The sequence below is a fragment of the Paractinoplanes pyxinae genome, assembly GCF_026626335.1.
Classification (GTDB): Bacteria; Actinomycetota; Actinomycetes; order Mycobacteriales; family Micromonosporaceae; genus Actinoplanes; species Actinoplanes pyxinae.
This window is the reverse complement of sequence record NZ_JAPNTZ010000003.1, coordinates 302,922-322,775: the sequence shown is the minus strand read 5'-3', so window position 1 is coordinate 322,775 and position 19,854 is coordinate 302,922. Positions and strand designations below refer to the sequence as shown.

The window sequence follows — 19,854 nt, the reverse complement described above, 5'->3', positions numbered from 1 at the left end:
GAACTCCCCGTCATTCGCGGACTTCTATGACAGTACGCCCCGATATCCCGTACCAGGAAAGCAGTTTCTCGGCCTCGGCAACCACCGGATCCACGTCGACCGGGTGGAACATGGTGGCGTTCAGGGTGTCGCCGGCGAGTGTCCATTTCCCCGCCACCCGGCCGTCCACCAGCACGAAACGCGCGCCTTCGACGCTCATCCCGCGGTACGCGTGGTCGATCACCCGGGTGCGGTCGTCGAAGCCGAGCACCACGTTGTCGAAGGCGGGCAGGAACCGTGGCGGCAGCGGTTGATCCGGATCGGGCAGCTCCCCGTCGAGCACGTCGAGCAGTTCACGACCCCGTACGTCGCGGAAGCTGCGCAACTGGGGCCGCAGCCGCTTGATGCACTCGCGCAGGCCGCTGAGCCCGGACCAGGCCCGGATGTCGGACGAGGACGCCGGCCCGAACGCCCGCAGATAGCGCAGCACGAGCTCGTCGGCCTCGCAAGCGGGCGGCACGGCGCGGCCCAGCCACGTCTCGATGGTCGTGTTGCGCGCGGGCGCCGTCTGACCCCAGATCCCGCGCGGCGGCACCTGCACCAGGGGTACGAGGGAGCTGAGCGCATCCCCGAGTACGCGGGCCGGCACCGACGGCCACCGCTCGCCGACCGCCCGCCCCACCTCGGGCAGCGTGCTCGGCGACCGGGCGAAATGCGGCTGTCCGGCCGCAGCCAGCTCGTCCAGGTCGACGCCTTCGAGATCGCGGCGCAGCACGGCCCGCACCCGGGCCACCAGCATCGGCTGGTGCAGCTCGCGCAGCTCCAGGCAGTCCTCGGCGGTGACCAGGTGGATCGTCCGCCGCATGAGCAGGGTGCGCACGACCTGCCGGCTCTCCAGCAGCTCGACCAGCTCTCGCGGATGAAAACCGTCGAGGCGGCTCCACAGCCCGATGTACGGCTCGTGCGGCTCCTGGGCCTGCAGCCCGATCAGGTGCCGGACGGCGTCGACCGCCGGCCCGGTGTGCCGGCGGTCGAGCATCTGACGGGCCATCAGGGCCCGGTTGAGCGCACGGTTGTCGAGCACGTCCATGCGAGGACGTTAGTCGGTGAACCCTTCGTCGGCGCGCTCCCGGCGCAGGTGCGCCTCGGCCCGGCGGGCCAGCGGCCCCTTCTCGGCGGCCAGCCCGTCGTACATGCCCTGCACTTTCTCGTACGGCTGGTTCGGCGGCAGCAACGGGATGGCCGGGTCGGTCCGCGCGTCGATGACCACGGGCCGATCGGCCGACAGCGCGGTCGCCCAGGCGGCGTCCATCTCTTCGGGCGACTCCACCCGCAGGCCGCGCAGCCCCAGCACCTCGGCGTATTTCGCGTACGGGACGTCGGGCAGATCCTGCGAGGTGGCGAACCGTGGTTCCGACTCCATCTCGCGCTGCTCCCAGCTCACCTCGGCCAGGTCGCCGTTGTTCAGGACGCACACCAGGAACCGCGGATCGGCCCAGTCCCGCCAGCGGGCGGCCACCGTGACCAGCTCGGCCAGCCCGGTCATCTGCAGCCCGCCGTCGCCGCTGAGCACCACGACCGGGCTCTCCGGCGCGGCCAGCTTCGCCGCCAGCCCGTACGGAATGCCGCACCCCATCGAGGCGAGCGTGCTCGACAGGTGAGCCGGGACGCCGGGCGGCAGCCGCAGATGACGGGCGTACCAGTAGACGACCGAGCCGACGTCCACCGCGACCTGCGCGTCGCCCGGCAGCCGGCCGGTGAGCGAGCGGACCACGTGCTGCGGGTTCAGCGGTTCGGCCGCAGCCGCCGCCCGCTTCTCGGCGATGGAATGCCAGCGGCTGACCCAGCCTTCGACCTTCTCCCGCCAGCTGCGGTCGCCGGCCGGCTTCACCAGGGCGGTCAACGCGCGTACGGTCTCGGCGGCGTCACCGACGAGCGGGACCTCGATCGGATACCGTACGCCCAACTGCCGCCCGTCGATGTCGATCTGCACCGCCCGGGCCTGCCCCGGCTTCGGATAGAACTCGGTCCACGGATCGTTGGTGCCGACCAGCAGCAGCGTGTCGCACTCCTGCATCAGCTGGGCGCTGGCCGTGGTGCCGAGGTGACCCATCACGCCGGTGTGGAACGGCAGGGTCTCGTCGAGCACCGGCTTGCCCAGCAGCGACGTCGTGACCCCGGCGCCGAGGCGGTCGACCAGCTCGAGGACCTCGCTCACCGCCCCGTACGCGCCCTGACCGACCATGACCGCGACCCGCTCGCCCGCCGAAAGCACCTCGGCCGCCGCGCGCAGATCGCTCTCGTACGGCAGCACCCGGGCCGGACGCAGGCCGGGGCTGGTCATCATCACGCCGTGCTCGTGGGCCTGCTCATCGGGCGCCTCGGCCGACTGGACGTCGTGCGGCACGATCACGCACGTGGGGCTGCGGGTGGCCAGCGCCGTCCGGAACGCTCGATCGAGCAGCATCGGTAACTGCTCCGGGGCGTGCGCCGTCTGCACGAACTGCGCGCACACGTCCCCGAACAGCCTCTGAAGATCAATTTCTTGCTGGTACGCGCTCCCGAGCACCGTCGAAGCCTGCTGACCGACGATGGCGACCACCGGCTTGCCGTCCAGCTTGGCGTCGTAGAGCCCGTTCAGCAGGTGCACCGCGCCCGGGCCCTGCGTGGACAGGCAGACACCCACCCCGCCGGTGTACTTGGCGTGGCCGACCGCCATGAAGGCCGCGTTCTCCTCGTGCCGGGCCTGCACGAACGCGGGCTTCCCGGCCCGGCGCAGCGCCCCGATCACGCCGTCGATCCCGTCGCCGGAATAGCCGAACACCCGCTCGACACCCCACGCCGACAGGCGCTCCACCAGCAGGTCCGAGACCGTCCGCCCGTCCGCCATGCCGTCACCCTCTTCCTCGATGACGGCATGGCTACCCAGGTTGGGACGGACTACGCGGCCGCCTCGCGGATGAGGTCGACCAGGGCGGCCGCCTCGGGGATGGCGACGGTGTGCGAGCCGCCGGCCAGCTCGACCGTGCGGCGCGAGCCGGCCCGCTCGGCCATGAAGCGGTGCGACGCGACCGGGATGTTCAGGTCGTCGCGGCCGAACAGGAACCAGGACGGGATCGACTTCCAGGCCGCCTCGCCCGGCGACGCCTCGCCCAGCGCGCCCTCGGTGATCGGGCGCTGCGTGACGGCCCACACCGCCGCGTCCTCGGCCGACGAGTCGGCGGCGAACTGGTGGTGGTAGACGTCCTGCCGGATGTACATGTCGGTGCTGCCGTCGGGCAGCTTGACCGGGTTCAGCGTCTCGCCGAGCGTGCTGCCCGGGAACTTGCCGGCCAGGTCGCCCGCGCTCTCGCCCTGGTCGGGAGCGAAGGCGCCCACGTAGACCAGCGACTTCACGTTGGGCACGCCGGTGCCGGCGTTGGTGATGAGCATGCCGCCGTACGAGTGGCCGACCAGCACGATGTCGCCCTGGATCGAGGCCAGCGTGGCCCGCAGGTAGTCGGAGTCGTACTTGACGCCGCGCAGCGGGTTGCCCACCGCGACGGCCGGGTAGCCGTCGGCCAGCAGCAGCTTGATGACGCCGTCCCAGCTGGCCGACTCGGCGAAGGCGCCGTGCACGAGGACGATGGTCGGTTTCATGTGGTTTCCCCCCAGGTTCCGCGGATCGTTGCCTCCACCCTGCCCCTCGCGGGCGTAAAAGGGATCAGTACTTCTACTGGTTATCGACGGAAAGCCCGGGTATTCGGCCCGTGTACACCTGCGTGAGAGGAGAGCGTCATGACGAATCCCAACGGGCCGCAGGGCCTGCCGGTGGGTGCGGCGCTGGCCCAGGAGTTCGGCGAGGACGTCCAGGAGGCGAGTGGCGCGCGTCCCGACGGTCCCACCGTGGGCGCCGACGACGCCGAGGCCGACGCCGTCCGTTCGGGCGCCGACTCCAGTGACTCGCTGCGCGACGCCCACCGCGACACCGACGGCGTCCCCGTGGGCGAGGACGACGTCGAGGCCGACAAGCGCAATTCGGGCGCCTAGTTCACGATGGCCAGACCGTGGTCGGTGGTGTTGAGCCGCCGGCCACCGGTCTCGGTCACCGTGACGATGTCCTCGATCCGCACGCCGAAGCGCCCGGGCAGATAGATGCCCGGTTCGATCGAGAAACACATTCCCGGTACGAGCGGCTGCTCCTCGCCCTCCACCAGATACGGCGGTTCGTGGGTGGTCAGGCCGATCCCGTGGCCGGTGCGGTGGAGGAAGAACTCCCCGAAGCCGGCGTCCTCGATGACGGCGCGGGCGACCCGGTCGATCTCCTGACAGGCGACACCCGGGCGGACGGCCTCGAAAGCAGCCTGCTGGGCGGCCCGCACGACGTCGAAAACCTCTTGCTCGTACGGTGTTGGCTGTCCGACGTGGACGGTGCGCGTGGTGTCGGAGCCGTAGCCGTTCCTGAGGCCACCGAAGTCCATCACCACCATGTCGCCGTCGCTGATGACGCGGTCGCTGATGTCGTGGTGCGGGTGGGCGCCGTTCGGGCCGGCGGCGACGATAGTGAAGTCGACCTGCTCGTGGCCGTGCTCGCGCAGCAGGCGGGCCAGGTCGGCGGCCACCTGCTTCTCGGTGCGCCCCTGGAACCGTACGGAAAGAATTTGCTCGTACGTTTTGTCGGCGGCCGCACCGGCCTCGGCGAGCAGATTCACTTCGTCGGCGCTTTTGACCGCACGGAGCATCGGCATCGCGTCCGTCATACTGCTCACGCGGATATCCGCGGCCTGCTGCAGGGCGATCAGATGCATGGCCCAGGCCGAGTCGGAAATGGCGTAGTGACCATTCTCCTGGAGCCGGGAAACGACCAGAGCGTAGGGATCCTCGCCGTCCCGCCACGGGACGACCTCGAAGCCGGGCAGTTCGCCGGGGTGCTCGAGCGCGGGGACGACCAGGACCTTCGCCGGCATCACGAGCATGGTGAGCCGCTCGGTGACGGGAGGCCTCAGGCCGGTGAAATAGATGAGGTCGGGTCCGGGAGTGATGAGCAGACCGTCCGGCTTCATCGGTGCACCTCCAGCACGTGGAAACCCCAGGCGGGCAGGCCGACGACCAGGCCGCCGGCTTCGAGTTCGTCGCCGTCCCGGCCGAAGACACGACCGTCCAAAAGGTCGGTCAGGCGCCATTGTTCGCCCGCCGAGGGCCACGGCAGCCGGACCCGGGTCCAGATCTGATCGGGACCGAAATTGATGACGATGAGGTGGCGGGTGGTCGCGCCTTCCCACGTCCAGGCGAGAACGTCCGGGGTGTCGAGCAGTCGCCATTCGCGGGCGTCGTTGAAGACGACCAGGCGGTCGTAGAAGTCACGCAGGCCCTCGTCGACCGGCTCGTCGGGATAGCGGCCCAGAAAGACGGGCAGTTTGACGCGGCGTCCGTCGAATTGGCCGTCGTGCCAGAGAGTAGCGCCGGGCAGGGTGGCAATGGCGACAGCGGCCGCCCGCCCCCGGTCGCCTGGTATCGCGGTCGCGGCGCGCGGCTCGTCGTGGTTCTCGATGAAACGGATCAGCTTGTTCTGATAGTCGAGGCCGGCCGTCAGATGGGCCCGCACGGCATCGGCGTCCTCGTGGGCGAGCCGGTCGTACAGCCGCTTGTCGTAACAGAGGTCGAAGCCCTGCTGCTGCAACTCCCATTCGGTGTCCCAATAGGCCTCGGCGATGAACGTCTTGTCGGGTAGCGCGGCGATGATCGAGGGCCAGAACTCCTCGGCCGGGCGGGGGCCGGTGCGGTCGCCCCAGGTGCGGGCGAAGATGTCGTTGAACATCAGCATGGCCATGTCGCAGCGGACGCCGTCGCATTGGTCGGTGATGGCTTTGAGCGTGTCCAGGGTGGCTTGGCGCAGTCCGGGGTGGAAGGCGTTGAGCTGGGCCACGTCGGGCCAGGGCGGGAAGAACGGGTCTTTGCCGCGCGCGATGACGCGGTCGCCGGCCGCGAACCAGCTATCGGGGTCGTTCTCGAGGTCTTCCCGGGTGCCGTTGATGAACCAGTCGGGGTGCTCGGTTATCGCCGGGTGATCGGGGGCGACGTGGTTGGGGACGTAGTCGAGGATCAGCCTGAGGTTTCTCTTCTTCAATTGCGCTCGCGCTTCTTTCAGCGCATCCGGGCCGCCGAGCCGTTGATCGACTTCGTATCGGCGCACGCAGTAGGGTGAGCCGACGATGTCTTTTCCGGACAAGTCAGGCAGCGCATTCTTCATTTCCTGGCGCAGGCCGTCGTTGCTCTCGGCGATGGCCCGTCCGGCCGGGCTGCGTTCCCAGACGCCCATCAGCCAGACGGCGTCGAAGCCGATCAGCTCGTCCCACACCTCGCCCGGCACGTCGGCCAGGCTCTGCTTGCCCAGTTCGGCCAGCCAGGGCCACGTGTTGATCTCGTAGACCGACGTCATCTCAGGTCTCTTCCTTCATAGGCGGCGACCGCGTCGTCCAGGCTGGGATAGAAGTGCTCGGGATCGATGGTGCGGGTCAGCTCGTACCGGTCGATCTTCTCTTTGACCGGGTGCTTCAGCTCGGCGAAGACCAGGGAAATGCCCTTGGCGTTCAGTTCTTCGTCGAGTTCTTCCAGCATGTCGGCCGCCGTGGTGTCGACGTCGGTGATGGGCTCGGCCGCGATGACGATCCACCGCGGTTCTTGTTTCGCGAGGCGCCGGATCTCTTCCCGGAAAGTGCGCGCGTTGGCGAAGATGAGCGGCGCGTCGAACCGGAAGATGACGAGCCCGTCGATCTGCGTGCCGTCCGGGTATTGCTGTACGTCGTGATAGCCGTCGACGCCGTCGGGCTTCCGGAGCACGGTGCGATACGGCCACCAGGCCCGCCGGAACACGTTGAGCACCGACAGCGCGACGGCGACCGCGATCCCCGGCAGCACACCGAACACGGCCACGCCCACAAAGGCCGCCGTAGCGAGGGCGAACTCGATCCGACGCTGCTTCCACAGCCGCACCATGCCGTTGACGTCGAGCAGTCCGATCGACGCCGCGATGACCACGGCCGCCAGCATCGGCTGCGGCATGTCCTTGAGCAGCCCCGGCACGAGCACCAGCATCAGGGTGATGGCGACCGCCCCCACCAGCCCGGTCACCTGCGACTTGGCGCCCGCGGTGACCGCCACCGCCGTCCGCGACCCGCTGGTGCTGACCGGGAACCCTTGGAACAGCCCCGCCGCGAGGTTGGCCGCCCCGATGCCGGCCATTTCCTGATTCCCGCGCACTTCCTGCCCGGCCCGGGCCGCGAAGGTGGACGCCGTGGAAATGGTGTCGGTGACCGAGACCAGCGTGATCCCGACGGCCGCCGCCGCGAGCATCCCCAGCTCCTCGATGCTCACCACCGGAATGGTGAACGGCGGAAACCCCTGCGGCAGCGGCCCGACGACCTCGACCTCGTCCAGGTTGAAAAGCGTGACCGCCGCGATGGCCCCCACAACGGCCACCAGAATCCCCGGCATCTTGGGCAGGAATTTCTGCAGCACCAGAATCACGGCCAGTCCCCCGGCCCCGATGGCCACGGCGGCCGGCACGGTGTCCCCGATTCCCGTGACGAACCCGCTGATGTCGTCGAAGAGCCCTTCCCCGTCGACGGAGAATCCGAACAGCTTGGGCAGCTGCCCGAAGAAGATGGTGACCGCCAGCCCGTTGATGTAGCCCAGCTGGGTGGGGTGCGACAGCAGATCGGCCACGAACCCCAGCTTCGCCACGGCGGCCACCGTCATGAACAGCCCCACCAGCAACGCCAGCACCGAGGCCAGCGCGACGGCCTTACCGGGATCCCCGTCCGCCAGCACAATCGGCACCACAACGGCGGCGATCATCGGCCCCAGCGACGAGTCCGGCCCGAGCACCAGCACCTTCGACGGCCCGAAAACGGCGTACGCCACCAGGCACAGAATCGACGTGTACAGCCCCGTGATGGCCGGCAGCCCGGCCAGCTCCGCGTACGCCATCCCCTGCGGCACGAGCAGAGTGGTGAGCACCAGCCCGGCCATCAGGTCCTTGGGCAGCCACCGAGCCTCGTAGCCCGCCGCCGCCTGGATCCCCGGAACCCACTCCACGCCCCGCACGCCTGTCACCGTAATGCGCGCCGCCGACGCTTGCCGACCTTCAGGCGGGGGCGTGCTTGGCCACGTGGGCGGCGAACGGGTCCAGCCCCACCTCGGCCCGCCGCCGGTCCAGGTTGTCGGGGTCCTCGCACGGCCACGCCACGGGCGCGCCATCGACGACGCCGGCGATCTGCGTGCCGTAGACCTGCGGACGGCCCTCGTTGACCAGCAGACGATCCCGGAGCATGGCCAGCTGCCCGGCGTCGGCCTCGCCTGCGCCCACCGCCTCGGTCATCAGAGCCAAGGCTCGCCGTTGCAGGGGCAACTGCCGGTCCGCGTGCTGCGCCACCAGCCAAGCCCGGCGAGCCGCCTCCGGCCCGACCAGCCCGTGAGTGGGCCAGCCGTGCTCGTCCAGGATCTCCGCCAGCCGGTCACCGTTGCGCACCGTGACCCGCCGATAGGCCAGCTGAGCGGCGAAGTCCTCCCCGAGCGCACCGGCCTGCAGGCGCCGGTCCTCGTCGGTCATGGCCATCAATTCCTGCGCGAGGGCGTCATTCACCATGCGGTCACGCTAGAAAACCGAATTCCGCCGGCTTCAACACCCTGCCCGCAGATAGGCGCACGACTATCGCGAATAATTGAACTTACTCCCAGACAAGCACCCACCATTGCCAGCCGGCCGGCGCCGGCTTCCACGACGGGTCGGGCTCCCAGCCGGGCGGTGGCGTCCAGCCCTCGGGCGGGGTCGGCCACTCCGGCGGAACGGCGAAACGGACTCCCGTGGGCGCCGGCGGAATGGGTTCGTGAGCCTTCACCTCGGCCGGGCCCAGGAAACTTTCGGGCAGCTGGTGCGCGCGGGCCACGTACAGGACGACTTCGGCTTTGATGCGGTTCCCTTTGACGATCGCGCGGGCGGCCGAGGTGTGCCCTTGCTCGGCGAGGTGCCGGACGGCCGGCCGAAGCTCGGCACTCATTCGCCGGGTCAGCTGCCCGACGCGGCTCCCGTCCAGGCGTACCTCAACGGTTTGCTCGACGATGTCGTGCAAGGTGACGTGGACCCAGCATTCGCCCTCCGGCCGCAGAAACGGCGTCAGCTCGGCCAGGTGCTTGTCCTCGCCGGTCACCTGAATGGCCGCGCCGCGAGGAAGCAGACGATGCGGCATGCTCGGAGGCAGATTGGCCGGCACGAGCATGTGCGGCTCAGCCAGATCAAGCCGGACCGACCCGCGAAACCCTTCCCACTCCGAACCCCAGACACGAGCCGTAACCTGCGGCGCCCACCCCTGCACGCTCAAGTGAGTGAGGACAGGCGAATACCTCACCGCCTCTTCACGCGGCAGATAACCCACCAGCTGCGAGTCGATCCACACCCCCACAGCGTGCCGGTCATGCCGATTACCCGGCTCAGGCGTCAACGTGGCCGGCGCCAGCAGCTCCGTCCCCTGCGCCTTGAAGTCCGCCCCGAGCACAGCCCGGATAGCGTCCCCATAGTGCGACTCCCCGACAATGTCCACATGCGGGTAGCCACGCTGCCCCCACAACTCAAAGGCAATAGCCATCCGCGAACCCTAGGGCTTACGCCACCAACCAGCCTGAGTCCTTCGGACCCCACCAACCGCCGATCATCCGACATTGCTTGGCGTCCAGCATCAACCTCGTCCCCGATCGACGCGCTGCGGGAACCCGTCTCTCGAATCGCTCCGGATTCGTCGGACGGCCCGGAAGCCGGATCGGCCCGCATGTCGCCAAGAAGCTCGTCCAAGACATCCAAGGCTTCCGGAAGCCACCCTCGACCAGCGCCACCTGCCGGCGTAGCGGATAGCTCGCAGGGCCGGCTCACCGGCGACCAGTTTCCTGCAAATTTGAAGCGCCTCGGTCGCCTCCTCCTGCTCCCCGACAGGTGGCCAGGTGCTGGCGGCATTCTTGGACGTAGTCGTGAAGGCGATGCGGCCGCGGACTCGGGCGGTCTTGCTGGCCCTTTGCGAGCAGGCTGTCTGCGGGTCGCAGAGGACGTCGGCCTGCTCCGGGGGTTGAACTGCATCGGAGCATAGGAAAAGTGATAGCTCCGGCCGCCGACTAGAGTCGTGGGTGTGGAACAGTCACCTGCCGTAGTCCGGCTCCCCTACGTGTCAGGCCGCCCCGTGCGGGTCGGCACGGTCATCAACCAGGAGGGCGACCTCTACACGGTCAAATGGGACGACAACGACACCGAGCAGGAAGTGCATCTCGGCGACTACGAGACCCTCTGTTCGCGGAGTTCGCTGGTCTTCCTCTCGCTCGTTGACCCTGACGCCCTGCGGGCCGCGTTCGACCAGAACCCCACGGCCATCACCGTGCAGGCGCTGCGTGAGTCGGCCACCCCCATGACCGGCAAAGACCTGAAAACGCTCCTGACCGGCTACGGGGTCGAGGACCAGCGCTTCCGAAGCGCCTGGATCACCATTCGCAAACAGCTGACCGCCGACACCCGCCTGACCGTGGACGGAACCGGCGCCGGTACGACGTTCGCCTACACAGACGCTGAGCAGGGGCAGCAGCCCGGCTAGTAGCCGGCGTCGTCCAGGGCCTTGGTGGTCAGCTCGCGGCCCAAGGCCACCAGCTCGGCCGCCCGGCTGAAGTCCATGACGCTGCTCGCGCTGACCGGGACGGCGATGTGGATGTCGGGCGGCAGGCCGGCCAGGCGGTAGCGGGCGATCAGGTCTTGCATCGCGTCCAGCGACAGGCCCAGGACGGTGCCGATGCGCAGGTCGTCGGGGAGGGCGTGGGCCGGCTTGCGGGACTGGAAGCGCTGGCGGATGCCCTCGACCCACTGTGGCGTGGCGGTGGCCCGGACCGGACTGGCCGGTTCTTGGGCTGTACGGGGCGCCTGCAATGAGACGGCGATCGTCAGGTCGGCTCCGGAGGCGGCGGTCGGCTCGATCGGAACGGGGTTGAGCAGGCCGCCGTCGGCCAGCAGGCGGCCGTCGACCACCACCGGGGTGATGACACCGGGAATGGCGATGGACGCCCTGATCGCCGTACGCAATAAGCCTTTTTGGAACCACACCTCGCGGCGCGCCTCGATGTCGGTGGCGACCGCGGTGTAGGGGATGGGGAGGTTTTCGATCTCGACGTCGGTCAGGAACTCGTTGAGCTGATGGACCAGACGGTCGGCGCCGATCGCGCCGGCCGCGGCCCATTTCGGGTCGAGCAGGCGCAGCACGTCGCGTTGTTTGAGAGAGACCGCCCAGTCGCGGAAGTCTTTCAGGCGGCCGGTGGCCATGACCCCGCCGACCAGCGCGCCCATCGACGAGCCGGCCACCGCGCAGACCTCGAAGCCTCTCTCCTCGAGCACCTCGATGGCGCCAATGTGCGCGAACCCCCGCGCGCCACCGGAGCCTAGGGCCAGCGCCACCCGCCGTGACATGCCCCGATGCTAACGGAGGGCCCGGGCCAGAACCTCCTCGTCGGTGAGCGGGGCGCTCGGATGATAGGAGAGACACATCGGCGTACGAATCCTTTCCGGCGAGGATCCCTCGAGCGCTATGTAGAACTCGCCCGACGTGAGCCCGCCCACATCGGGCACGTCGCCGCCCTTGGCCTTGGCCATTTCGCGGGCGGCCTCGATCTGGGCCGGAACGGTCAGCCGGCCGAAGAAATGGGTGGCCGCATTGCCGGGAATGCGGTTGTGCAGATTCTTGGGCGCCTGCGTCGCGAAGAGCAGACCCAGGCCGTATTTGCGAGCTTGGGAGGCCAGCGCGAGGGTGCTCTGCGTGCAGGCGGTCATCGCGCCCGACGGGGCGAAATCCTGCGCCTCGTCCATGACCAGCAAGCCCAGCAATGGTCGATCGCGAGCCGGATTCTGTTTGATCCAGGCGAAGAGGCCCATCTGCAGTTGGTTGACGAAGCTCTGCCGGGCCTCGTTCGAGCGCAGCCCGATCATGCTGATCACGGAGATGCGGGCGCGCTTTCCCGGCGTCGGGGTCAGCAGCAGGCCCGGATCGGCCGGCGACCCGGACCCGCCGAACATGGCGTCGTTGTCCATCGCGGCGGTCAGCGCCTGCCCCACGTCGGCGGCAATTTTGTCAGCGTTGCGCAACTGACTGACCCCGTCCGGCAAATCGCCCAGAATGGCCACCAGTCCGCGAACGCCGCCGCCACCGTGCCGCCCGAAATGTTCCACTGCCTTTCGCAGAACAGCGATGCCGAGCTGGGCCCGGGTGGTCCGCCCGACCAGATTCGCCCGCGGCGCGAGGGCGGCCACGGCCGATTCCACCGCCTCCGCGAATTCATCCGGATCGTCCAGCACAGCCGCGAAATCCGGCAGCGGCTGAAAACTCAACGGCCGTCCCGCTTCCCGCCGCGGCGTCCACACCACCACTTCGGTGCCGTCGTGATAATCCCGGGCCCGTTCCAGATCCAGAACCGACCATCCGTCCGGCGGCGTCGGCCATTCATCGCCCAACCGAGCCAGGTCGTTGTTGGGATCCAGCACAATGGCCGACACCCCGAGCAGCGCGCATTCCTCGATGAGCCGCCGAATAAGCACCGTCTTGCCCGACCCGGACGCCGCGAAGATCGCCGCGTGCTTACGTAGGGCTTCCAACGTCAAAGGTACGGAATTCTGGTCGCGCGACACCCCGGCGGTGAACCCGGATACGACGTCCCGCCTCGGCGTGTCCGGCGCATCGGCCAGGGCCTCCTTGAAGAGCGAAAGCTGTTCGGCCGGCCGGTATTTGACCAGCCACGCATGCAGTTCGGCCGGATTCTCCTGCCGCAGATCCCGCAACGCCGACAGCACCCGCAGATCGTCCTCGTCGATCGAAAGCGTCACCCCACCGTCCTGCTGCAGTTCCCGCAGAATCTCTTGCGTGCGCCCCGACGACGAATAGTCCCCGTTCCGGATAAGGAACAGCTTTCGTTTCTCCACGTCCGGGCTGAGCCCCGCCGCCGTCCGCGCCCGCCGAATTCGGTTCAGCACCGCATTCCCGTGGTGGGTGTCGCTGATCGCCCGGAACGACCAGTGCATCTGGTCCTCCGTACGGGTCTGGTCCGGCGAATTCTCGCGCTCTTCCTCCGTACGCTCATCGAGCTCGCGCCGCAGCCGGGCGTGCAGATCGGGTTTGGCGCTGGGCGGCGGATCCACGCTGAAGGCCGCGCCCCCGTCGCCCCGCTCGACGATCCACGCGTGCAGCCCGGCCGACAGCAGCGCCGGGAACAACGCGTCCTCGGTGTCGTGCTCGAGCGGCGACGTGACGTCGGCATCGCGCTTGAGTTGTTCGTAGCGCGCCTCGATCCGGGCCAGCGCCTCGTCGGGCACCACCGGCGCCGTCCGGTCGGCCGTGACCGCTCTTTCCTCGGTGGGCACGTCCTCCAGCCGGGTCAGTTCGCGCGCCTCGCCGTCGATGAGGCAGGCCCGCACGTGCCGGTCGATGACCACCAGCAGCCGCCGCGGCGTGTAGTTGATCGCCTCGATCAGCGCCTCGGGCCGCACCGGCCAGGTCGGGTAGGGCGGCTTGAACCCGACGTCGGCGTACCGCGAGGCGAACCGCTTCTCCAGGATCAGCCGGGCGATCTCGACCGTCCGGATCCCTTGCAGCGCCGGGCAGCGCCGGAACCGGTCGGCGAACGAGGCCGTGGCCCGCTCCTCGATCTGCTCCCACGTCGTTGTCAGCGTGGCCACGACCGTCACCGTCCGCCGGGTCACCTCGCGCAGGTCGACCAGGCCGCTGGCCAGGTTGATGAGCGGTTCCGCCCGCTGCGCGTCGCCGGCCAGTTTCGCCAGGTCTTCCCGCACGGCCAGCTGGGCCACGGCGGTGTCGATCTGGTCGAACGCGATCACCGACGGGCCGGTCAGGGCCAGAAGCCAGGAGATTTCCCGTACGACGTCCTGTGGCTTGTGCCGGCGGCGGATTCCCCACGCCCGGAGCGCTTCGGTGATCGGCTCCCCGTCGAAGTAGCTGTCCGCCACGTCCTGCTGGTCCTCGTCGTCCGAGGCCCGCAAGGCCAACGCCCGCAACGTGTCCCGGCATTCGTGGGCCACGAAACTGTCGTACGCACTCAAGCCTTCCGCGAAAGCGTCGAGCGCCTCCCGGGTCAGCTCGGTCTCGCCCATCACCGCCCGGCGGGCCAGCCGCGGCGCGCCGATCTTCGACGACAGCCGACGCAGCAACAGCCGCAGCTGGCTCTCACTGCCCGGCACCGGCCGGGTCAGCCCGCTCAGCAGAAAGACCAGAACACCGTCCCAGAACGTACGCCCGTCGAGCAGGCCGATGAGGAAGAAGTAGCCGCCCTGCTGCTGCACCTGCTCGCGCACCCAGCCCAGCAGATGGGTCTTGCCCGAGCCGTGCCGGCCCTCCAGCACCAGGCCGATCGGGTTGGCGTCGGGGCTGAAACCGGCCTCGGCCAGGCTGTCGAGCACGTCACGCACGATCGCCGGGTGCAGCCCGTCGACGTGGAAGGGCGAGGGCCGCCACACGTCGTCGGCGGCCTGAGCCCAGCTGAAGCGCAGGGCGGCCAGGGCGGCCCGTTCCTCCTCGGTCATCGCACGCCGATCGCCAGCTTGTGCCTGTCCTCGCCGCCGATGCGGACGGCCGCGGCACGATCCTCGTCGCCGAGCCGGTGCCGGTGCGGTTCGGGCTCCAGCCGTACGTCGTCGAACTCGAGCAGACGAACCAGGGCGCGGTCCTGCTCGGCTCGAGTGGTGCCCGCCAGCAAGGGCCGGAGCTGGGCGAGGTCGATCCACGCCCCCGGCTTCGCGGCCAGATCGCCGTACGCGGAACGAATGCGCTCTTCGAGGGGGATCGGCGTCGCCGTCGAGGACCGCACGTTGTGAATACTCAGCAGGGCGGCCCAGAGCATTTTCTCGCCCAGCGACCGTTTCGTTCGCGGCGCGACACTGTCGTCGTCGATGGAGATCGGCTGATCGAGCAGTTTGGCGCCGCTGTCGGTCAGATTGTGCTTGTACGGCCGGCGGGAAGTGTCGGAGACGATGTAACCCGTGGCGTTCAATCGGGCGCAGGCCGGGCCGACGAGCGAGAAGCCGTGCACCCGGTTCAGTTCGGTGTTCGATATCTCCCGGCCCTCGTTCTTGAGGAGGATCAGGACGGCGTAGTCGGCCGAGCTCAGGTCGTGCATCGGAGTCCTTTCACAAATGGACGGTCCGGCCGTCGGCGTGGAAGCCGTAGCCGTGGAGCCGGGCGAGCCGTTCCGGATCGAAACGGTCGAGAGCCATGTAGAGCGCGATCAGCCGGTCGGCCGCCCCCGCGGTGCCGGCGTTCAGTTCCGCCTTGAGCCGGGCCTCGTCGCGCATTTCGAACAACAGCGCGCACAATTGCGGCCCCGCCTCCGGATTGCCGTCGTCCACCGCCCCGCGCAACTCGGCCAGTTCGTTCTCGGGGCTGTCGTGGCGCCGGTTCGCTTTCGACAGACGCAATTGCGCGGCGGGGTCGCCGGATTGGGCGCGCGCCTCGAGCAGATCGATGTCGCCCCAGGCCACGTACAAATCGCACAGGGCCTCGGCCGCGTAGAAGTCACCGAGTTCGGCGCGCTTGCGAATTTCCCGTACGCATCCCCGCGCGGCCAGGCGGTCGACCAACCGTTCGGCGGCCGGCCGATCCCGCCGCTGGGCGCGCAGCCGCAGATCGTCGCACTCGCCCCCGTCGAGCAGGATGTCGGCCAGGCGCTCGCGCGCGGCCACCTCACCCGCGAGCGCGCGCGGGCGGATCGCCTCCACCCGCTGCCGCAGTTCACGCGTACGCAGCAATTGGGTTCTCAGGTCTTCGTCGTTCCACCCGGCGTCGAGCACGGCGACCGCGTCGGCAAACCTGTCCTGCCGGACGAACAGGGCGGCCAGCCGGGACGCGGCGCGCGCATCACGGAACTCGTCGGCCAGGCGCCGCAGAGCGCCCTCGGCGTAGCGGCAGCGCAGTCGGGCCAGCGCGCTCTCGGCCACCTGCCACAGATCGGCCGGCCGGATCAGCCGGGTCACCAGCGCCTGCCAGGCCTCGTGCGGCACCGTCTCGACCCGGCGCTCCCGGCGCAGGTGCTGGGCGAGATAGTCGGCCACCGTGTAGCCGGCGAGCCGGCCCGGACGGCCCCCGTCGGTGGGCGACAACGCGGAAACCTCGCCGAACTGGGGCCGGGTGGCGTGCGGCAGCGCCTCCGGCAGCCACTCGCCGGGCGACCGTACGCGCTGACGCCCCTGCAGATAGCCGGCCATCGCCTCGACCAGCAACGTCTCGCTGAGCGGCGACTGAACCCCGAGCCGATGCGCGTCGGCGGCCGCGGTGATGATGGCCCGTACGTACGGGTTGACCGGCTGCTCCCAGCACATCACCAGGGCCGGCCCACCGGCCAGGGCCTGCGTGAGGCCGGCATCCCGGGTCTTGAGCGCCTGCCGGATGCGGCTGTCCCGCTCGGCGGCGGCCTCGGCCACCTCTTTCTCCGGGCCGGTCAGATCGTCCGGTACGGGGATGACGGTGGCCGCCTTGACCAGCCGGTGCACGTCCTCGTGGCCGGCCGTCCACAGTGCGTACTGGTCGGGCCAGAGGGTCCCGACGACCAGGTTGCCGGCTCGGATCAGGGCCCGGATGCACTCCGACGACAACGGCGGGTCGGCGCTGAGATAGCGCTGCAACTCGTCCAGCCACACCACGGTCCGGCGCGGCGGAGCGCCCTTCAGATCAAGCAGCTCCGCCGCATCGGCCGGCTGCACCAGGGCCCACTCCGGCACCAGCTCGTAGACCGCCTCGTACAGCGACCGGGTCTTGCCCGACGACGACCCCCCGACCATCACCACGAACGACCCGCGGTCGAACCCGTTCACGGCCAGCGCGTTGCGCAGCCGGAAGTCGAAGTCCCGCGACACGTACACCGGCAGGTCGTCGTCCCCCTCATCACCCGGGATAGCACTGTGGATCCCCAACCCCCGCGGCGGCGCCTCGTCGACCCGGAACACCCCGCCCGTTTCCATGCGCTCCCCAACCCCGGCCGGTTCGCGGCGGTCCGGCCAAACCCGAAAGCGACTACATCTTTCAGACCGGATCTACCGCTTTCCTACCGGCGCTCAGAGCCCGCAATCCCACCCGATCGGTGAGGACGAAGGGAAAGCTTCACTCAACCCGGACACCGGTCGCGCCGGATCGAACGGACCCGTCGAGCGCCGCGACGTACGAGAGACCCACCGCGACCCCGCCGAGCCCGCCCGGCTCCCGTGGGAGCGATCCAGGCTCACCCAGCTCGATTCCGCTCCTTCGCGGCCTCGGTGCGCGGCGCTGAACCCATGTGGGGGCTTCGAGGGCAAGCGTCCGCGCACCGTGGCGGCTTTCAGTGGGCAGCCTCCATCTGCTTGCGGAAGGAGAGTCCGTCGCCCTCGGCGTCGATCTGGAGGTGGTCGCCGGGACGCACGGCGTTCGTGAGCACCTGCTCGGCCAGGGCGTCCTCGACCTCGCGCTGGATGGTTCGGCGCAGGGGGCGGGCCCCCATCGCCGGGTCGAAGCCGCGGCGGGCCAGATACTCTCGGGCGGCCGGGGTCAGTTCGACCGTGATGCCCTTGGCCCGCAGCTGGGTTTCGACGCGGGCCATCATCACGTCGACGATGCGCCGGACCTCGGGCTCGCTCAGCTGCGGGAACACGATCGTCTCGTCGATGCGGTTCAGGAATTCCGGGCGGAAGTGGTCCTTCAGCGCCTCGGTCACCCGGTGCTCGCGCCGGCTGCCGAAGCCGACCGCCGCCGATTGGCCCGTGCCCAGGTTGCTGGTCAGGATGACGATCGTGTTCTTGAAGTCGACGACCCGGCCCTGGCCGTCGGTCAGGCGGCCGTCCTCGAGGATCTGCAGCAGCGCGTTGAAGACGTCGGGGTGCGCCTTCTCGATCTCGTCGAACAGCACCACCGAGAACGGCTTGCGGCGCACCTTCTCGGTCAGCTGGCCGCCGTTGTCGTGGCCGACGTAGCCGGGCGGCGCCCCGATCAGCCGCGACACCGTGTGCGTCTCCTGGAACTCCGACATGTCGAGCTGGATGAGCGCGTCCTCCGAGCCGAACAGGAACTCGGCCAGCGCCCGGGCCAGCGAGGTCTTCCCGACGCCGCTGGGCCCGGCGAAGATGAACGACCCGGCCGGCCGGCGAGGATCTTTCAACCCGGCCCGCGTACGACGGAGGGCGCGCGACACCGCGCCGACCGCAGCGTCCTGACCCACCACCCGTTTGTGCAGCTCCTCCTCCATGCCGAGCAAGCGGGCCGCCTCCTGGTCGGTCAGGCGGTGCACCGGCACCCCGGTCCACGTCGCCAGCACCTCGGCGATCTGGTCCCGGTCGATCTCGATCGTCCCGTCGTTCACGTGTTTCTCCTGGTCGCGCAGGCGGGCGGCCCGCTCGAAGTCCTGAGCGTCGATCGCGGACTCCTTGGCCCGGCGCAGCCCGGCCAGCTCGGACTCACGGCCGGCCTCGGTCAGCCGCCGGACCCGGGCCCGGGCGCCGGCCTCGTCGACCAGGTCGATCGCCTTGTCCGGCAGGAACCGGTCGTTGACGTACCGGTCGGCCAGCGTCACGGCGGTGACCAGCGCCTCGTCGCTGTACGAGACGCGGTGGTGGGCCTCGTACTTGTCGCGCAGCCCCTTGAGGATCTCGATGGCCTCGGCGTTCGTCGGCTCCTCGACCGTGACGGCCTGGAAGCGGCGGGCCAGGGCGGCGTCCTTCTCGAAGTATTTGCGGTACTCGGTGGTGGTCGTGGCGCCGATGGTCTGCAGCTCGCCCCGGGCCAGCATGGGCTTGAGGATGCTGGCGGCGTCGATCGCGCCCTCGGCCGCGCCCGCACCGACCAGCTGGTGGATCTCGTCGATGAACAGGATGATGTCGCCGCGGGTGCGGCACTCCTTGACGACCTTCTTGAGCCGTTCCTCGAAGTCGCCGCGGTAGCGCGAACCGGCCACCAGCGAGCTGATGTCGAGCGTGTAGACCTGCTTGTCCTCCAGCGACGGGGGCACCTGGCCGCGGGCGATGCGCTGGGCCAGGCCGTCGACGATCGCGGTCTTGCCAACACCGGGCTCGCCGAGCAGCACCGGGTTGTTCTTCATCCGGCACGACAGCACGACCAGGACGCGTTCGATCTCGTGCTCGCGGCCGATGACCGGGTCGAGCTCGCCGTCACGGGCGCGCCGGGTCAGGTTCTCGCCGAACTGGTCGAGCAGGGCCGAGGCGGTGGTGGGCACGGCGGCCGGCTCGGGTTCGGGTGAGGCCGACAGCAGGGTGAGCACTTTTTCGCGTACGCGGGAAGGGTTGGCCCCCAGCACCTGCAACGCGACGCCTTCGCCCTCGCGGATCAGCCCGAGCAGGATGTGCTCGGCGCCGATGAAGTTGTGGCCGAGCTGCAGCGATTCGCGCAACGCCAGCTCGAGCACCTTCTTGGCGCGCGGCGTGAACGGGATGTGCCCGCCCGGCGACGAGGCGCCCAGGCCGACTTTCTCTTCGACCCTTTCCCGTACGGCGGAAAGGGTGACACCCAGGCTGCCGAGCGCCCGTGAGGCGACGCCCTCGCCCTCGTGCAGCAGCCCCAGCAGCAGATGCTCGGTGCCGATGTAGCTGTGGTTGAGCAGCCGCGCCTCTTCCTGAGCCAGCACGACGACTCGGCGGGCACGGTCGGTGAAGCGTTCGAACACGACGATCACGTCCTCGCGGCGAGGGCCCACGCACCCCACCGATAGACGCGGATCATCGCGTGCCGGGTGAGATGCGCTGAGTCGAAGCCTCTTGGCGTGATCGCGCAGCCCGCGTGGGGAGCCGCGCAACGCTCGTGCAGGCGCGCTGCCCCCTCACCATAACGCCGCCCGTCC

The 19,854-nt window shown here is 69.5% G+C and carries 15 protein-coding genes; 2 read left to right on the top strand and 13 right to left on the bottom strand.

What is annotated here, in order from left to right; translation table 11 throughout:
- Window positions 1-10: 10 nt before the first annotated feature.
- Genes OWR29_RS09455 through OWR29_RS09445 form a run of 3 tightly spaced genes read right to left on the bottom strand, consistent with a single transcriptional unit; the run spans window position 11 to window position 3,618 of the window.
- Window positions 11-1,069, bottom strand: coding sequence for a winged helix DNA-binding domain-containing protein (locus OWR29_RS09455; RefSeq protein WP_267562198.1), 1,059 nt, complete (start codon window positions 1,067-1,069; stop codon window positions 11-13).
- 9 nt (window positions 1,070-1,078) lie between these two features.
- A complete protein-coding gene (locus tag OWR29_RS09450; protein WP_267562197.1) occupies window positions 1,079-2,869 on the bottom strand; it encodes a thiamine pyrophosphate-requiring protein in 1,791 nt (596 codons plus the stop codon).
- Between the two features lie 50 nt (window positions 2,870-2,919).
- A complete protein-coding gene (locus OWR29_RS09445; protein WP_267562196.1) occupies window positions 2,920-3,618 on the bottom strand; it encodes an alpha/beta fold hydrolase in 699 nt (232 codons plus the stop codon).
- 138 nt (window positions 3,619-3,756) lie between these two features.
- Here OWR29_RS09445 and OWR29_RS09440 point away from each other — a divergent pair, with 138 nt between their 5' ends.
- Window positions 3,757-4,008: a hypothetical protein gene (locus OWR29_RS09440; RefSeq protein WP_267562195.1), complete on the top strand. Its 252-nt coding sequence runs from the start codon at window positions 3,757-3,759 to the stop codon at window positions 4,006-4,008.
- On the opposite strand, the gene OWR29_RS09435 is transcribed toward OWR29_RS09440, so the two are convergent.
- The 5 genes from OWR29_RS09435 to OWR29_RS09415 form a co-directional block, all read right to left on the bottom strand.
- Window positions 4,005-5,021, bottom strand: coding sequence for an aminopeptidase P family protein (locus OWR29_RS09435; protein ID WP_267562194.1), 1,017 nt, complete (start codon window positions 5,019-5,021; stop codon window positions 4,005-4,007). The genes OWR29_RS09440 and OWR29_RS09435 overlap by 4 nt on opposite strands.
- Complete coding sequence (locus OWR29_RS09430; protein WP_267562193.1) at window positions 5,018-6,397, bottom strand: alpha-amylase family glycosyl hydrolase; 1,380 nt, start codon at window positions 6,395-6,397, stop codon at window positions 5,018-5,020. Before OWR29_RS09430 ends, OWR29_RS09435 begins: the two co-directional genes overlap by 4 nt.
- A complete protein-coding gene (locus OWR29_RS09425; RefSeq protein ID WP_267562192.1) occupies window positions 6,394-8,064 on the bottom strand; it encodes a SulP family inorganic anion transporter in 1,671 nt (556 codons plus the stop codon). Before OWR29_RS09425 ends, OWR29_RS09430 begins: the two co-directional genes overlap by 4 nt.
- A gap of 40 nt (window positions 8,065-8,104) precedes the next feature.
- On the bottom strand, window positions 8,105-8,605 hold the full coding sequence (locus OWR29_RS09420; RefSeq protein WP_267562191.1) for a DUF6624 domain-containing protein: 501 nt from the start codon (window positions 8,603-8,605) through the stop codon (window positions 8,105-8,107).
- Window positions 8,606-8,687: 82 nt separating this feature from the next.
- Complete coding sequence (locus OWR29_RS09415; protein ID WP_267562190.1) at window positions 8,688-9,602, bottom strand: HIRAN domain-containing protein; 915 nt, start codon at window positions 9,600-9,602, stop codon at window positions 8,688-8,690.
- 531 nt (window positions 9,603-10,133) lie between these two features.
- Between OWR29_RS09415 and OWR29_RS09410 the strand changes: the two genes are divergently transcribed.
- Window positions 10,134-10,589: a hypothetical protein gene (locus tag OWR29_RS09410; protein WP_267562189.1), complete on the top strand. Its 456-nt coding sequence runs from the start codon at window positions 10,134-10,136 to the stop codon at window positions 10,587-10,589.
- Here OWR29_RS09410 and OWR29_RS09405 read toward each other — a convergent pair.
- The 5 genes from OWR29_RS09405 to OWR29_RS09385 all read right to left on the bottom strand — a co-directional run bounded on the left by OWR29_RS09405 (window position 10,586) and on the right by OWR29_RS09385 (window position 19,680).
- Entirely contained in the window at window positions 10,586-11,449 is an 864-nt protein-coding gene (locus tag OWR29_RS09405) for a patatin-like phospholipase family protein (RefSeq protein WP_267562188.1), read from the bottom strand. The genes OWR29_RS09410 and OWR29_RS09405 overlap by 4 nt on opposite strands.
- A gap of 9 nt (window positions 11,450-11,458) precedes the next feature.
- A complete protein-coding gene (locus OWR29_RS09400; protein ID WP_267562187.1) occupies window positions 11,459-14,566 on the bottom strand; it encodes an ATP-binding protein in 3,108 nt (1,035 codons plus the stop codon).
- Complete coding sequence (locus OWR29_RS09395; RefSeq protein WP_267562186.1) at window positions 14,563-15,159, bottom strand: helix-turn-helix domain-containing protein; 597 nt, start codon at window positions 15,157-15,159, stop codon at window positions 14,563-14,565. The genes OWR29_RS09400 and OWR29_RS09395 overlap by 4 nt, the downstream gene beginning before the upstream one ends.
- Window positions 15,160-15,169: 10 nt before the next feature.
- Window positions 15,170-16,996 carry a hypothetical protein gene (locus OWR29_RS09390; RefSeq protein WP_267562185.1) on the bottom strand — a complete coding sequence of 609 codons (1,827 nt, stop codon included), beginning with the start codon at window positions 16,994-16,996 and terminating at the stop codon, window positions 15,170-15,172.
- 353 nt (window positions 16,997-17,349) lie between these two features.
- On the bottom strand, window positions 17,350-19,680 hold the full coding sequence (locus OWR29_RS09385) for an ATP-dependent Clp protease ATP-binding subunit (RefSeq protein WP_267562598.1): 2,331 nt from the start codon (window positions 19,678-19,680) through the stop codon (window positions 17,350-17,352).
- Between the last annotated feature and the right edge of the window lie 174 nt (window positions 19,681-19,854).

Coding starts and splice junctions, on each gene's coding strand:
- OWR29_RS09455 (WP_267562198.1), bottom strand. CDS start 1,069: ATGGACGTGCTCGACAACCGTGCGCTCAACCGGGCCCTGATGGCCCGT.
- OWR29_RS09450 (WP_267562197.1), bottom strand. CDS start 2,869: ATGGCGGACGGGCGGACGGTCTCGGACCTGCTGGTGGAGCGCCTGTCG.
- OWR29_RS09445 (WP_267562196.1), bottom strand. CDS start 3,618: ATGAAACCGACCATCGTCCTCGTGCACGGCGCCTTCGCCGAGTCGGCC.
- OWR29_RS09440 (WP_267562195.1), top strand. CDS start 3,757: ATGACGAATCCCAACGGGCCGCAGGGCCTGCCGGTGGGTGCGGCGCTG.
- OWR29_RS09435 (WP_267562194.1), bottom strand. CDS start 5,021: ATGAAGCCGGACGGTCTGCTCATCACTCCCGGACCCGACCTCATCTAT.
- OWR29_RS09430 (WP_267562193.1), bottom strand. CDS start 6,397: ATGACGTCGGTCTACGAGATCAACACGTGGCCCTGGCTGGCCGAACTG.
- OWR29_RS09420 (WP_267562191.1), bottom strand. CDS start 8,605: ATGGTGAATGACGCCCTCGCGCAGGAATTGATGGCCATGACCGACGAG.
- OWR29_RS09415 (WP_267562190.1), bottom strand. CDS start 9,602: ATGGCTATTGCCTTTGAGTTGTGGGGGCAGCGTGGCTACCCGCATGTG.
- OWR29_RS09405 (WP_267562188.1), bottom strand. CDS start 11,449: ATGTCACGGCGGGTGGCGCTGGCCCTAGGCTCCGGTGGCGCGCGGGGG.
- OWR29_RS09400 (WP_267562187.1), bottom strand. CDS start 14,566: ATGACCGAGGAGGAACGGGCCGCCCTGGCCGCCCTGCGCTTCAGCTGG.
- OWR29_RS09395 (WP_267562186.1), bottom strand. CDS start 15,159: ATGCACGACCTGAGCTCGGCCGACTACGCCGTCCTGATCCTCCTCAAG.
- OWR29_RS09390 (WP_267562185.1), bottom strand. CDS start 16,996: ATGGAAACGGGCGGGGTGTTCCGGGTCGACGAGGCGCCGCCGCGGGGG.